Raw genomic sequence first — 14,504 nt, forward strand, 5'->3', positions numbered from 1 at the left:
TAAACATAACAAGAAACAATTGCACTGACAACCCGGAACATACTTGAGGGTGCTTTGGGACACTAAACGGGACTCTAGAAAATGCTATTTTGAAGAAACGGACGGAGGCGAATATCCAGTAATGCTGGCATCGTAAAGTGATTTTTTAAGGAATAATGTAATCAACCCAACCTCACTTGAAGTAAGATTCAGAGGTTTGAACATTGGAGACAACTGGTCTAAATAGATTTCCTTACTCTGAGGCTCGGCCGTATTAATATAATGGATTACTTCATCAATAGATGTAAATGTAGCCCCATGTCCAAAAAAAGCTGCATCTGCCAAGTTATAGAGTTGAGGCGTTTTAAACTTGTACATATCTTCGGGTCTTCGGGTAAAACCGCCCCTTCCAAGTCTTTCATTTTTGAAGCCATTGGTTCTGTATGTTCCAATGCCTTTGAGTTCTCCCATTCCTAGAGCATGGAAGTCTACATTACCTAACGCAGGGTTCGAGTGACAACTAACACAGCCTCCCTTACCAAAAAAAAGCATTGCTCCCTTTTTTTCATTTCTGCTCATCGCCTTGCGTTCTCCATCGAGCCATTTTTGAAAAGGAGCCTGATCGGTAAGAAGCGTTCTTTCATACGCGGCTATAGCAAGTGCAGCAGCAAAATCGCTGTGGCGTTCTTCCTCCTCTAAATCAGGGAAGGCAGCAGCAAATAACTCTATGTATTCAGGATATTCTGAAAAAAAATCTTCTCCCAAACCCAATCTATGAACCTCAAAAGCAGCAATTGCCTGTGATTCCAGCCCATCAAAACCCAGATGATTTACAGCTGCTGGGACACTATTTTTCCACTCATTTTCTGTTCCAATATTAGACCCCTTTGCTCCAAACTGGCCATCCCAAAACACGGTTTCACTAAAAGCTGAGTTAAGAACAGTAGGGGATTTACGCATTTGTACGTCTATCTCTCTTTCTCTATAGTTAGGGTTTTTCACTCGATCCTCCCCTCGTTTCCCAAAACCTATACCGCCATCGCCAATGGATTGGCGCGTTGCCACTTGAAAAGCAGCTCCGGCATTGTGGCAGGTTGCACAGGTATATGATCTATACGAAAGCCCTTCTATCAAAGGTTTACTTCCCAAAGCAGTATCATGAAATAACAGCCTACCCAAATCAACCTTCGCATTTGTTAAAGGGTTTTTCGGATCTTGTGGAATGGCAACTAAGTTAGAAGGTGAAGGAAGCTTAAAGTATAACGCCCCGTTTTTGCCCCCAAGTTCATCCAGCCTACTCATCAATCTTTGATCAATCCCCTGACTATAACCCGGAGCCATAAAGAGCTGCCTCAACAGCGATACTACGAAGATCAATATTGATAAAAAAAGCAGCTTGGGTTTCACATCATCAAAATGACCAAAAAGCCTTAAGGATCAAAAAAATAAGGCCCTAAATAATTGATCTACTACTATTTCAATTTTAACAGTTAACCTATTTCAGGACGATACACTAAACGGCACAACAAAAAAAGCCCCGATAAATCGGGGCTTTTTCGTATAAGCTAATTTGGTGATTACTTCTTGTAACGTCTGTTGAACTTCTCAACACGACCAGCAGTATCAACAAATAATTTCTTACCAGTGTAGAAAGGATGTGAAGCAGAAGAAACTTCCACTTTAATCAATGGATAAGTGTTTCCATCTTCCCACTCAATGGTCTCTCCTGAAGTCATTGTAGACTTCGTCATAAATTTGAACTCGCTCGAAGTATCATAAAATACTACTGGCTTATATTCAGGGTGGATTTCTTTTTTCATAACGCTGTTCTTAGTACTTCCCTCAAAAAGGACTGCAAATGTAGTGAGCTACAGTCTATTTCACAAATATAATTACTTTATTATTGATGTTTTTAAGCTTTCTCTAAAATTAAACCGTCAATACCCGAGCAGTCCTTATCTTGCGCCAGCTATACACGCCTATGAAAAAGCTATTTTTACTGCTCTGCATTTCATTCTGTTCAATTTCAGCCTTTGCTCAAAGCAGCCTAATTCCCTACAATAGAGATTATTACCATATCATCGATCGCTTTGTGGCCCAGTTCCCAGAACAGGCAAAAGAGTTTCAAACTACTTATAAACCTGTCAGCCGAGAAAACTTGGCTGAATTTTTAAATTCCATCAAGGAAGAGTACCCAAATTTTTCGGAGCAAGATAAATTCAATTTTGAGTTCTTGATGAACGACAGCTGGGAGTTCACCAATTCAGAATACATTGAAAATGACAAAAGCTGGTGGAATGTATTCTACGAGAAAAAATCTGACTTACTCCATTACCAAACGGAAAACTCCACTATACACATCAATCCGGTTTTTGAGTTTTCTGGCGGAAAGGATTCCGAAACCGATGGCACACTCTACACAAATACCCGTGGCGCTGAAATCCATGGCTCCATCGATAAAAAAATTGGCTTCTATACTTTTGTAAGTACCACAGAAGCGCGTTTCCCTGAATATGTAAGCAGGTATGTAAATGGCCCTCAAATGGCTTTTCCTAACGAGGGCTTCTGGAAAAAATACGGAGACAGCGGTTGGGATGTACTCAATGCAAGAGGTTACTTAAATTTTGGGCTCACCAAGAGTGTTAAAGTACAGGCCGGCTACGACAAAAACTTTATTGGCAACGGACACCGCTCCATGATTCTTTCTGATTTCTCTAGCCCCTACCTCTTTCTGAAAATAGATGCTCAAGTAGGCCCTTTTCAGTATACCACCATGTTTTCTGAACTTACTGAAGACATTGCATTTACAGGAAGTGGTGTACCTGGGGATGGTGACTACCCAAAGAAATTCTGGGCTTTCCATCGTTTAGGGTTGAACATTACCCCCAATTTCAATATCGGCTTGTTTGAGTCGGTAATGAGCGAAAAAGCAACCTTGGCTTACTTCAACCCTATTATTTTCTATAGGGCCGTTGAATTGCAGGAAGGCAGCCCAGATAACGTTTTACTCGGGCTAGATTTTAATTGGAAAGTGAAAAATGGAATCTCCGTTTATGGCCAAGCACTTTTAGATGAGTTTGTAATTGGAGATTTACGTGCTGGAGATGGCAGCTGGAGAAATCGATTCGGCATTCAGTTGGGCGCAAAAAGTATTGATGCACTCGGTATTTCCAACCTCGACCTACAAGCCGAAGTGAACCTAGCGCGTCCGTATTTATACCAAAGCGAATTCAAAAACAGCTATTCGAATTACAGAAATCCATTGGCACATCCACTAGGGGCCAATTTTCAAGAATTGGTTTTAGTAGGTCGATATCAGCCATTAGAAAGACTTTCAGTAGTGGGAAAAATCATTTATTCCGATTTGGGTGAAGATCTTGGTGATGGCGTAAACTATGGCGGCAATGTATTGGCCGATACAGATGACCGCGTTTCTACTACTGGAAACGAAATTGGACAAGGCGCAAATGCTAAAAACCTGTACATGGAGTTAAGAGGATCATACATGCTTATGCACAATGTGTTTTTCGATGTAGGACTTATCAAAAGGAACTTTAACAGTGAATTGGCAGCGCGCGACCTAAACAGCACAACCATTAGCGCTTCGCTTCGTTGGAACTTGGCCAAGCGCCAACACGAGTTTTGAAATCAGGCTTTCCCCATTATTTATATTTAACTTTGGCCGAAATTGAATTATGAAGACTTTTCGGAGAATTCTGGCTTTTGCCAAACCTTACCATAACCACTTTCCGCAGTACTTTCTGTTTGCCACGCTGGCCATCATATTCAGCTTAATGAATTTGGCTTTGCTAGAACCCCTGTTCAGCATCATATTTGAAAATACGAAAGAAGGGCTTGATCCCGTGGCCGCTGTTGGTGAAAAGATTGGTTTTCTGGAGCAAGTGAAAGGGCTTCTCTATGAAAAACTGACTTACCTGCGAGATACCCAAGGAAAATCAAGCAGCTTGATTTATGTCAGTGTCATCATTGCCATTTCGGCTTTACTCTCCAACCTCTTCACTTACCTTTCCAATGTCACCATGGGAATTGTAAGGGCCAATGTGGTGCAAAAAATTCGAACGAAAGTATTTAAGAACACGACTAACCTCCACTTGAACTTTTTCTCTGGAGAAAGAAAAGGCGACATCATGTCGCGCATGACTAATGACATTCAAGAGATTGAAGTCACCTTGGTCAGTTCTATTAAAGTGCTTTTTCGAGAACCTGCCACCATCATTATTTACGTGGCTTTCCTTTTGGCTACTTCGCTTCAGCTCACATTATTCGTTTTAGTTTTCTTCCCTATAATGGGCATTCTGATTTCTTGGATCGTTAAGAAATTGAAGAAAAAGGCAGTTTTGAGTCAAGAGTCGCTCGGGCGAATTGTGAACCTCATGGACGAGGTTTTTTCGGGAATGCGCATTATCAAAGGTTTTAATGCCAAGGATTATGTAGACAACCTTTTCGAAAAGGAAACGATGACTTATCGAAAAATCAACATTTCCATGGCGCGTAAGAATGAGCTGGCCTCACCCGTTTCACAGTTTTTGGGTATTGTGGTCGTGGCTTCGCTTTTGGTCTATGGGGGAACACTCGTTTTGGAAGACAAAGGTGGCTTACAAGCAGGCGAGCTGTTGGCTTACATTGCCGTGTTCAGTCAAATCATTAACCCCGCAAAAAGCATCTCTCAATCACTGAGCAATATTCAGCGTGGAATTGTTTCGGCCGATCGTATTTTCAAACTGATTGACGAACAACCAAAAATTGAAAACGAACCCAATGCCACAGCAATCCAGGGTTTCAATAGTGAAATTGAGTTCCGAAATGTGAGTTTCGCTTACGACAAAGAAACGGTGTTAAAGAACATCAACTTTACGGTGGAAAAGGGAAAAACAGTGGCTTTGGTAGGTTCTTCTGGTGGCGGAAAGTCTACTATGGCAGATTTGATTCCCCGCTATTATGACCCCACTGCGGGCGAAATCCTGATTGACGGTTATGCCCTTACCAGTGTTACTGCTGAGTCCTTACGAGCGCTTATGGGTATCGTCACGCAAGAGTCCATTCTCTTTAACGATACCGTATTTAAGAACATCGCTTTTGCCATGCCAAATGCCAAACTGGAAGACGTAATGCAGGCGGCTAAAATTGCCAATGCCTACGACTTTATCATGGAACTGGAAAATGGTTTTGAAACCAACATTGGTGAACGAGGCGGAAAGCTTTCTGGTGGTCAGCGCCAACGATTGAGCATTGCCCGTGCGGTAATGAAAAACCCGCCTGTATTGATTCTGGATGAAGCCACTTCGGCACTTGATTCTGAATCTGAAAAACTGGTGCAAGAAGCTTTGGCCAACCTGATGAAAAACCGAACTTCCATTGTGATTGCCCACAGGCTCAGCACCATTCAGCATGCAGATGAAATTTTGGTAATGCAAAAAGGTGAAATAGTAGAGCGTGGCAATCACCAAACTTTATTGCAACAAAACGGAGTGTATAACAAGCTCATCAGCATGCAATCCATTTAGATTTATTTCAGATTCAATTGATTTATTTCTTATAATTTACTTTATTCGATTAAAACCTCTTCAACATGGACAATCATAGTCTGATTAAGCAAGAACTACAGGAAGCCTCCAAAGTATTAGAAAGCTTTCTGGAGAACGAACAAAATATTGAAGCCATAGAAAAGGCTGCGCAAGCCTTTGTAGATACCATAAATAATGACGGTAAAATCTTCAGCTGCGGCAACGGTGGTTCGCATTGTGATGCCATGCATTTCGCTGAAGAGTTGACAGGCCGTTACCGCGAAAACCGCAGGGCATTGCCTGCCATTGCCATTTCAGATCCCAGCCACATGAGCTGTGTTTCAAACGATTTCGGTTACGAATCTATTTTCTCTCGCTATATCGAAGGTTTGGGCCGCGAAGGCGATGCCGTTTTGGCCATCAGCACCAGTGGAAACTCGAAGAACATTCTTCGCGCAGCCACAGTAGCCAAGCAGCGCAAAATGAAAGTAATTGCCCTTACGGGGAAAAATGGGGGTGAATTGGCAGAACTGGCCGATATAGAAATCCGTGTGCCACATATGGGCTATGCCGACCGCGTTCAGGAAATTCACATTAAAGTCATTCACATTATTATTCAACTGATAGAAAAGGGAACCATAGATGCTGAGTAAAGGCTACGGGGCGGCTGTATATGGTGTTGACGCAAGAGTCATCACCATTGAGGTAAACATTGTGCAGGGCATTAAGTTCTGGCTCAGTGGTTTGCCCGATAGCGCTGTGAAAGAAAGTGAGCACCGCATAGAGTCTGCCTTCAAGCATTTTGATTACCGAATGCCACGCCAAAAAGTGGTGGTAAACATGGCGCCAGCCGATATTAAAAAGGAAGGTTCAGCCTATGATTTGCCCATCGCCTTGGGCGTGCTGAACGCTTCCAACCAAATCAATGCTCCAGAGCTTGAGAAGTACATCATTATGGGCGAAATGGCCTTGGACGGAAATCTTCGTCCGATCAAGGGCGTGCTGCCTATTGCCATTGAGGCCAGAAATAATGGGTTCAAAGGTTTTATCCTTCCTACCGAAAATGCGAATGAAGCTGCCATCGTCAACGACCTCGATGTAATTGGCGTGGGCAACCTGATTGAAGCCATCGAATTTTTAGAAGGAAAGCGACACATTGAGCCTTTAGAATACGATACCCGCGACAAGTTCTTCACCCATTTGAATGATTATGAAGCGGACTTTTCAAATGTTCAAGGGCAAGAAAACATCAAACGTGCTTTAGAAATTGCAGCAGCTGGCGGCCATAATGTAATTATGATTGGGCCTCCTGGTGCAGGAAAAACCATGTTGGCGAAAAGGCTTCCGTCTATTCTTCCTCCATTGAGTTTGTATGAAGCGCTGGAAACCACCAAAATTCATTCTGTGGCGGGAAAGCTGAGCGTCAATGGCGACTTGGTCACCAAAAGACCCTTCCGTTCTCCGCACCATACCGTAAGCGATGTAGCCTTGGTCGGTGGTGGTGGAAATCCGCAACCCGGAGAAATTTCTTTGGCGCACAATGGGGTACTTTTTTTAGATGAATTGCCAGAGTTCAAACGCACCGTTTTAGAAGTGATGCGTCAGCCTTTGGAAGAACGCAAAGTGACCATTTCTCGCGCCAAGGTTTCGGTAGATTTTCCTTCCAACTTTATGCTGATTGCCAGCATGAACCCATGTCCTTGTGGTTATTACAATCACCCAGAAAAAGACTGCGTTTGCGGTTCAGGACAAGTGCAACGCTACCTCAATAAAATTAGCGGTCCATTGCTCGACAGGATTGATTTGCATGTAGAAGTAACGCCCGTTTCCTTCGACCAAATGACAGAAAACCGAAAGGCCGAAGACAGTGCGGCCATTCGTGAAAGGGTAATCAAAGCCCGCGCGATTCAAACTGCCCGGCTCAAAGACCACGGCCTGCACTCCAATGCCATGATGCCTTCGCAAATGGTAAAAGACATCTGCCAGATTAACGAAGCAGGAAGAAAGCTGTTAAAAACTGCCATGGAACGTTTAGGGCTTTCTGCCCGTGCCTATGACAGAATCTTAAAAGTAAGCCGCACCATTGCCGATTTAGCTGATAGCGATGAAATCAGAATTGAGCATTTGGCCGAAGCCATTCAATACCGCAGCTTGGATAGAGACGGTTGGGCGGGTTAAATTTAGAAGTTAGTCATATCCGACAGCATGACCGTATGAACGGACTTTGCCCACTCTAGCAGTCACCCTGAACTTGTTTCAGGGCCCGTCTGCTTAAGGCTAATTTCCTTCGTCAACTTAAAAAGTCAATTGTCAATTAGTTAAATTGACTAACCAATCTAATTTTGATGAACTCAGGCTGTGTCTATATCATGTCAAATAAGAATAGGACAACTCTTTACATAGGCGTGACTTCAAATCTTACGGCAAGAGTACTAGAACACAGAAACGGAACAGGATCGAAATTCACTTCGAAATACAATTGCTTTGACTTGATTTACTTTGAATACTACCCAAGTATTGTTGTAGCAATCGCTAGAGAAAAACAACTCAAAAACTGGCATCGAGATTGGAAAATTAATCTCATCAAATCCGAGAATACTGAGCTACTGGATTTATCAAACTCTGTAGGTGTTGATGGTTGAAAAACTTCCTACGTCAAGTATAGGGATACCGAAACAAGTTCGGCATGACGGTTAGAACAGGCTTTGCTCAAAATAGCAGTCATGCTGTTCCGATTCAACCTTTGCGAAACTCAGCGCCCTTTGCGGTTAAAAAAGCCAGTCTAATATGAAAATCATCTCGTAGATTCCGAACCTTCGGAATTGCACGTTCCACAAGGAAAAACACCCTCTACCTGTGTTCCTGAAATTTCAAAGTACCGGAACTTACAGCATGACCATTCGAACAGGCAACGCAAAAAAAGAAGCAAATAAAACCTTGGTAATTGAAGGCTATAATAACACGAGTAAGTGAGACTATTTTGAGCAAAAAAGTATTGAAAGGCTAAATAATGACAAGCAACACGCTAAAACAAAGCCCATCAACTACTGCCTTAAAGTGAGCCAGTTTAGGCTACTCTAACAAATATCAAAAAAACAGATTATTGAACGGGGTTTTTTTTGATCTTTATCACCCTCAACTGGATAAAGAAAAATAATTTGGACTTCGACTACCCTTCGATATTGTTTTTTTTAGCGCTGAACAATCTATTCATTATTGTATTGTTCATCTATCAATATTTCTACCATCATAAACAGTGGTATCTATTATTAGTCGTACTAGGAATTGCATTTCAAACGATTACCATCATTCTGTTCGGCAATAGAGATGTTTTACCCGAACTGCTTACATCGAGAATAAACAATTTCCTTTTGATTTCGAGTTTCGCGCTCACATCCTATGGTCTTCTTTCTTTTGATGGTAAAGTCCGGAAAACCATCTTGAGGGTTTTCATTGTGTCTGTTTTACTATTCTATTCCTCCGTTTTAGTGGTTGAAGAAAACAACACCAGCCTTAGTGTTATTCGAATAGTTTCCTCTGCATTTTTTTATGGGATTGGCGCATTTTACCTTTTTAACAATAAGCATAAATACAAGTTTTCTATACTGATCAGTGGTGTACTTTCAATCTATTCCGTATTTCAGCTTTTTCGTGCTTTTAAGATATACCAAATGGGTGAGGCCTATGATTTCACCAAGGTTTCTACCATTGACAATTGGTTTTTTGCGGTTTCTGTCTTTGTCATTAGTGCTTCTAGCATAGGCTTTATAATGCTTTTAAAAGAAGTAGATCAAAAAACCATCCTTAGAAAAAATAAAATAATTCAAGAGGATAAGCTCAAATTGGAAGAGCTAAACCTCACTCAGAACAAGTTATTTTCAATTATTGCACACGATTTAAGAGGTCCATTTAGTAACATATTAATCCTCTCTAAACTACTGTCAGAAAGTGCAAATAATACCGACAGTTCAGAATCTAAAAAGTATATCGGTTTAATAAATTCGACAGCCGAAAACACCCTCAATCTGCTTGAAAACTTATTGAACTGGTCAAAATCACAAACCAGAGAGCTCAATGTCAACCCAGAAAAAGTTGTGTTATCAAAAGTTATCCGTGAGATAATAGAGCTTAAAAAGTCATTGGCAACGACCAAGAACATTTCTTTGCATTACTCCCCAGCAAATGAAATCGAATTGTATACTGATGAGAACATCTTACGAACCGTTTTACGCAATCTCATTTCGAATGCAATCAAATTTACAAACCTTGGAGGATGTATAAATGTATTTGTTACTACAAATCAACACCAAGTTGAAATTTCTGTTGCCGATAATGGAGTGGGTATGAGCGAAGAAAAGATCCATGAGATTTTCGATTTGTCTACTAACGCTTCATCGCGAGGCACAGCGAACGAAACTGGTTCCGGTTTAGGTTTAGTGCTTTGCAAAGAGTTTATTGATAAACTTGATGGGCATCTTTGGGTTGAAAGTGAGGAAGGAAAAGGAAGTAATTTCAAATTTGAATTGCCTATAAATTTTTCAACACCCCACATTGCAGGTGTTCCTTCTATGTAACGTCACTGCGAGGCACGCAGCAGTCTCAAAACAGTCGCTTGGCTTTGCCGAGTGACTTGTAGTAAATTGACTTCAAGTCAAAACACCAACCATCACTCGGTGCAACCGAGCGATGGTACTCTGATTTATACTTTGCTAAACTCAGCGCCCTTTGCGGTTAAGAACAGAAATCACTCCTGCTTCAAAGCCTTAATCGGACTGCTCATAGCGGCTTTTGTGCTCTGAAAACTCACGGTGAGGATAGAAATAACCACAGCCATAAAAGCCGTAAATACATACACCCACCAAGGAATTTCAATCCTATAGGAGAAATCTTGCAACCAACGGTTCATGAAATAGCCTGCTAAAGGCAATGACACTATGGTGGCCAAGCCCACCAGCTTTAGAAAATCAATGGACAGTTTGTAAGTAATTTGACCTATGCTGGCACCAAGTACTTTTCGGATACTGATTTCCTTTGCTCTTTTTTCGGCATTGAAAGCCGCCAAACCAAACAGACCAAGACAGGCAATGAAAATGGAAAGCGAGGTGAAAATCACAAAGATTTTGCCCAAACGCTGTTCAGCATCATAAGTATTATTGAAGGAATCGTCCATAAAATAATAACTGAAGGGCTGACCTGGCGCGAACTTTTCCCATACGGTTTCTAATTCCGAAATGCCTTTCGAAAAATCTCCTGCATTCAGTTTAACGAGCATTTTCTTAGGCTTTCCTCCCAGCGTCAGGCTAAGGGCATCAATGCTATTTCTTAGGGTTTCAAAGTGGAAGTTTTTAACCACTCCGATCACGGTGAAGTAGCGCATATTTTCCTTGTCCTCTCTATGGAAATCATTCGTGAAGCGCATTCCTACGGCTTCTTCGGGAGACAAGCCAAGCAGTACAGTTGTGGATTCGTTCAAAATCATGGCGCTAGAATCCGTGGCCAATTCCCTGTTGAAATCACGACCGGCAACCAATTCCAGTCCCAAGGTGGAGAGGTAGTCATAATCAATATCCCAACTGCCAATGATCAAGGCATTTTCGCTTTCGAGCGATTTATCAGGAAAAAGGGTGGTGGCACTTCTTGGCGAGGGGGTTGGTAAATAGCTACTCAGCGAAGCGTTTTCTACCTGAGCAATTGTCTTCACTTGGTTTTTAAAAGCTTCGATCTGTTTGCCTGTAGCATCTACATCATCAATGATCAACACCTGATCTTTTTGATAACCAAGGTCTTTATTCTGAATGAAATTGAGTTGTTGAAAAACCACAAAAGTACCCAACATCAGAAACAGAGAAATGGCAAACTGAACAACCACAAGGCTATTGATCACCGTTCTGCCTCCATTTCCGTTGACATCTCCGCCTTTCATTCCCTTGATAGGTGCAAATTTCGACATAAGAAAGGCAGGGTAACTTCCTGAACCAAAACCCAGAACAAGCGAAACAACCAAGAGTGTCAACCAAAACAACGGATTCCCAAAAGGAATTGAAATGGCTTTTCCCGCCAATTGATTAAAGTAAGGTAAACTGATGGCTGCAATAGCAATGGCCAATACCAGCGCCACAAATGCTACTAAAGTAGATTCTGTTAGAAACTGTTTGATCAACCCTGACCTACTACTGCCTAACGTTTTACGCACACCCACTTCTTTTGCTCTTTTCAGGGACCGTGCGGTAGACAGGTTCATAAAATTGACACAAGCCAGAAGGATCAAGAAAATACCTACCGCAGCGAGTATATATACATTTTGGATATCACTATTGGTGCTTAATTCAGCTTCTATATTGGGTGAATGTAAGTGAATATCAGTTAAGGCTATGGGCGTAAACCGCATGAAATCACCAGAGGATTTTTCCATTTCTTTGGCGCTTTCTACGGTGAGTCCAGGCATAAAAGTCATGGCCCAAGGAATTAAATATCGATCTTTCACCGTGCTCAAATAAGCCTGTAAACTTTCTTCATTTGCCGTGGGGCGAAGTTTCACAAACGTAGGATAGCTCCAGGTATTCCAAGCCAAGCTTTTGGCATCATCAAAACTAGAAAGTGAAATAAAGACCTGATGATTTCTTAAAAACGAGTTTTTAGGTAAATCATTCATCACGCCAGTGACCACATATACCTCATCATTATTGAGCACCATGCTTTGGCCAAGTGCTTCATCTAAATCAAAATGCTTGAGGGCTGCTGTTTTGGTGAGTACAATAGCGTTTGGCTTTTGCAATGCGTTTTTTGCATTTCCATAGAGCAGTTTCAAACCAAACATTTCGAAAAAAGTAGAGTCTGCACCAGCAACGTAATCTTCTTTTACATTTTGTTCGGCATCTACACCTTTCAATAAAATGCTGTTGCTCATCTTTAATCGAGTGATCATTTCTGCCTGCGGAAAATCACTTTGCATTACATTGGCCAAAGGACTAGAAACGGCTGCAAAGTGATTGGTTTCGCCAGCCGTTCGGTTGTCGATATTGACGCGGTAAATACGATCGGCATCGGCAAACATTTTGTCGAAGCTGAGCTCATCGTGGAGAAACAAAGTAATAATCAAGGCGCCTGCCATACCTATGGCGAGACCCGATGTGTTGAGGAAAGTGAAGAAAGGTTGTCGAAGCGCATTGCGCCACGCCACCTTCAAGTTGTTTTTAAACATAGCTGTTGTAATTGAATAGTTGACCTTATAAAATGCTTTCATAAACCCCGGCCTGAAGGAGCGCATTACGCCCCAAATGAACTTTCGTCTGGCCTTTTTGGGTGATATTTCAAAACGCTTCTCAAAGAGCTCAATCAGATCACCTTCGAATTCTTCGAGGTAATCTTCCCTGCAAAACCAGCGCAGAAACTTGATTGCTCTTTTTGGAGGTTGGGCTTTCATTGACCAAATGAAATTTTAGGAATCTGCTGATAAATCGAAGTTCTGACTTCGTATTGCTGATCCAGTACCTTTTTCCCTATTGAAGTAATACTATAATATTTTTTTCTGCGGCCTCCACGTTCGTTGGTGATGCCGCCATAACTAGATTCTACAAAACCCTTGTTTTCCATGCGTTTGAGGGCCACATGCACGGCACTGACATTTACCTTCTTCCCTAATTTTTCTTCAAGGTTTTCAAGGATCAGTACGCCATAAGCCTCTTTATTATTGGCGGCTACCAGCAGTAATACCAGTTCCTCAAACTCACCCAACGAATGTTCCGACATAGTTATTTGTTTACTTAACAAAAGTAAAAGTAATAATTAGTTTCATATTTGCTAAGTAAATAGGAAAGAATAATTGAAACACGTAGAGTTATTACCTCTCAGGTAATTTTGAGGGATGCTGAAACTAGTTTAGCATGACGGTTCGAACAGGATTGCCCCACTCTAGCAGTCACTCGGTTGCACCGAGTGATGGTATTCCGATTCAAAAAAATCCTGCCCCCTTAAAATATTTATCTCTCTCATTTGTCTACCTATACAAGAGAACATAATTAATGATCGAAATGAGAAAGAAAGAATTCATATATAAGTACAAATACATTTTCTTCCCTGTGTTTGGCGCAGCAGCGTTGTTTTTGTTTGGTTCCGTAATCATGCTTTTATGGAACTGGTTAATGCCCGATCTTTTTGGTCTCACCACCATCACTTTCTGGCAAGCACTAGGACTGTTCATCCTTTCAAGAATCCTCTTTTCAGGAATGGGAGGTAAGGGAAAGCGTTCTCATCGTAAAAAGTGCAGAACTCATTCAGGTCGAGAAGAATGGATGAACATGAACCCAGAGGAACGCAAAGAATGGTTCAAGAAAAGGAAGTTCGCACAATGGATGGAGCATAAAAATGATTGTTTTTCCGATTCGGACGTAAAAGAAAAAGATGGTCCTGACCGTGAGTAAAAACGAATATAGGGAAGACTTAGAAAGACAGATTAAGGAGCATCAGCCCCGCATCCGCTCTTTCATTAAGAACAGAGTTCCTACCACAGAAGATGCTGAAGACATTGCTCAGGATGTGTTTTATCAGTTCGTGAAAACCATGGACAATACGCACAATCCGATTGAAAACCTCTCTGGTTGGCTATTTCGTGTTGCCCGAAATCTCATCATCAATAAAAAGAAGAAAAAGAAGGAGACTAGCTTCATTATGGAGCCTGATAGTGATGAAGAGGGAGGTATTTATGCCACTATATTTCCCCAGATGGATGAATCCGAAAGCCCCATTAATGTCTATATCCGTTCCCTTATGTGGGAAGAATTGGAGCTAGCCCTTACCGAGTTACCAATTGAACAACGTGAAATTTTCGAGTTGACTGAAATGGAAGGTTTGCCTGTAAAGGAAATTTCAGAAGCGACTGGTATTCCCGTCAACACCCTGCTCTCCAGAAAACATTACGCTGTAAAGTTTCTTCGCAAGCGACTCAAATCGACTTATGAAGAATTGATTAACCAATGAATTGCCAAATCACTCCAAAATTAG

Annotated in this window: 12 protein-coding genes; 8 read left to right on the forward strand and 4 right to left on the reverse strand. The window is 41.6% G+C overall.

Annotated elements, in window-relative coordinates:
* Positions 1-84: 84 nt before the first annotated feature.
* Entirely contained in the window at positions 85-1,356 is a 1,272-nt protein-coding gene (locus tag AWN68_RS05650) for a cytochrome-c peroxidase (protein ID WP_157716101.1), read from the reverse strand.
* A 200-nt stretch (positions 1,357-1,556) separates the two neighbouring features.
* Entirely contained in the window at positions 1,557-1,799 is a 243-nt protein-coding gene (locus AWN68_RS05655; protein ID WP_062588506.1) for a type B 50S ribosomal protein L31, read from the reverse strand.
* A 161-nt stretch (positions 1,800-1,960) separates the two neighbouring features.
* Between AWN68_RS05655 and AWN68_RS05660 the strand changes: the two genes are divergently transcribed.
* The 6 genes from AWN68_RS05660 (at position 1,961) to AWN68_RS05685 (ending at position 10,078) form a co-directional block, all read left to right on the forward strand.
* Entirely contained in the window at positions 1,961-3,625 is a 1,665-nt protein-coding gene (locus AWN68_RS05660) for a hypothetical protein (protein ID WP_068412587.1), read from the forward strand.
* A gap of 49 nt (positions 3,626-3,674) precedes the next feature.
* Entirely contained in the window at positions 3,675-5,504 is a 1,830-nt protein-coding gene (locus AWN68_RS05665) for an ABC transporter ATP-binding protein (protein ID WP_068412590.1), read from the forward strand.
* A 65-nt stretch (positions 5,505-5,569) separates the two neighbouring features.
* The gene (lpcA, locus tag AWN68_RS05670) at positions 5,570-6,157 is read left to right on the forward strand and encodes a D-sedoheptulose 7-phosphate isomerase (RefSeq protein WP_068412592.1); all 588 of its coding nucleotides are present in this window, start codon (positions 5,570-5,572) and stop codon (positions 6,155-6,157) included.
* Complete coding sequence (locus AWN68_RS05675; protein ID WP_068412595.1) at positions 6,147-7,682, forward strand: YifB family Mg chelatase-like AAA ATPase; 1,536 nt, start codon at positions 6,147-6,149, stop codon at positions 7,680-7,682. Before lpcA ends, AWN68_RS05675 begins: the two co-directional genes overlap by 11 nt.
* 167 nt (positions 7,683-7,849) lie before the next feature.
* Positions 7,850-8,146, forward strand: a complete 297-nt coding sequence (locus tag AWN68_RS05680) for a GIY-YIG nuclease family protein (RefSeq protein ID WP_068412598.1) — start codon at positions 7,850-7,852, stop codon at positions 8,144-8,146.
* A gap of 516 nt (positions 8,147-8,662) precedes the next feature.
* On the forward strand, positions 8,663-10,078 hold the full coding sequence (locus AWN68_RS05685) for a sensor histidine kinase (RefSeq protein WP_068412601.1): 1,416 nt from the start codon (positions 8,663-8,665) through the stop codon (positions 10,076-10,078).
* 170 nt (positions 10,079-10,248) lie between these two features.
* Here AWN68_RS05685 and AWN68_RS05690 read toward each other — a convergent pair whose 3' ends face one another.
* Entirely contained in the window at positions 10,249-12,927 is a 2,679-nt protein-coding gene (locus AWN68_RS05690) for an ABC transporter permease (protein WP_221405705.1), read from the reverse strand.
* Positions 12,924-13,253 carry a PadR family transcriptional regulator gene (locus AWN68_RS05695; protein WP_062588496.1) on the reverse strand — a complete coding sequence of 110 codons (330 nt, stop codon included), beginning with the start codon at positions 13,251-13,253 and terminating at the stop codon, positions 12,924-12,926. The genes AWN68_RS05690 and AWN68_RS05695 overlap by 4 nt, the downstream gene beginning before the upstream one ends.
* Before the next feature lie 281 nt (positions 13,254-13,534).
* Here AWN68_RS05695 and AWN68_RS05700 point away from each other — a divergent pair, with 281 nt between their 5' ends.
* Both AWN68_RS05700 and AWN68_RS05705 read left to right on the forward strand, forming a co-directional pair.
* Entirely contained in the window at positions 13,535-13,924 is a 390-nt protein-coding gene (locus AWN68_RS05700) for a hypothetical protein (protein ID WP_157716103.1), read from the forward strand.
* Positions 13,917-14,480, forward strand: coding sequence for an RNA polymerase sigma factor (locus AWN68_RS05705; protein WP_068412607.1), 564 nt, complete (start codon positions 13,917-13,919; stop codon positions 14,478-14,480). The genes AWN68_RS05700 and AWN68_RS05705 overlap by 8 nt, the downstream gene beginning before the upstream one ends.
* Positions 14,481-14,504: the final 24 nt, after the last annotated feature.

This window comes from Roseivirga echinicomitans, from assembly GCF_001592935.1.
GTDB classification, from domain to species: domain Bacteria; phylum Bacteroidota; class Bacteroidia; order Cytophagales; family Cyclobacteriaceae; genus Roseivirga; species Roseivirga echinicomitans.

Coding starts and splice junctions, on each gene's coding strand:
- AWN68_RS05655 (WP_062588506.1), bottom strand. CDS start 1,799: ATGAAAAAAGAAATCCACCCTGAATATAAGCCAGTAGTATTTTATGAT.
- AWN68_RS05660 (WP_068412587.1), top strand. CDS start 1,961: ATGAAAAAGCTATTTTTACTGCTCTGCATTTCATTCTGTTCAATTTCA.
- AWN68_RS05665 (WP_068412590.1), top strand. CDS start 3,675: ATGAAGACTTTTCGGAGAATTCTGGCTTTTGCCAAACCTTACCATAAC.
- lpcA (WP_068412592.1), top strand. CDS start 5,570: ATGGACAATCATAGTCTGATTAAGCAAGAACTACAGGAAGCCTCCAAA.
- AWN68_RS05675 (WP_068412595.1), top strand. CDS start 6,147: ATGCTGAGTAAAGGCTACGGGGCGGCTGTATATGGTGTTGACGCAAGA.
- AWN68_RS05680 (WP_068412598.1), top strand. CDS start 7,850: ATGAACTCAGGCTGTGTCTATATCATGTCAAATAAGAATAGGACAACT.
- AWN68_RS05690 (WP_221405705.1), bottom strand. CDS start 12,927: ATGAAAGCCCAACCTCCAAAAAGAGCAATCAAGTTTCTGCGCTGGTTT.
- AWN68_RS05695 (WP_062588496.1), bottom strand. CDS start 13,253: ATGTCGGAACATTCGTTGGGTGAGTTTGAGGAACTGGTATTACTGCTG.
- AWN68_RS05700 (WP_157716103.1), top strand. CDS start 13,535: ATGAGAAAGAAAGAATTCATATATAAGTACAAATACATTTTCTTCCCT.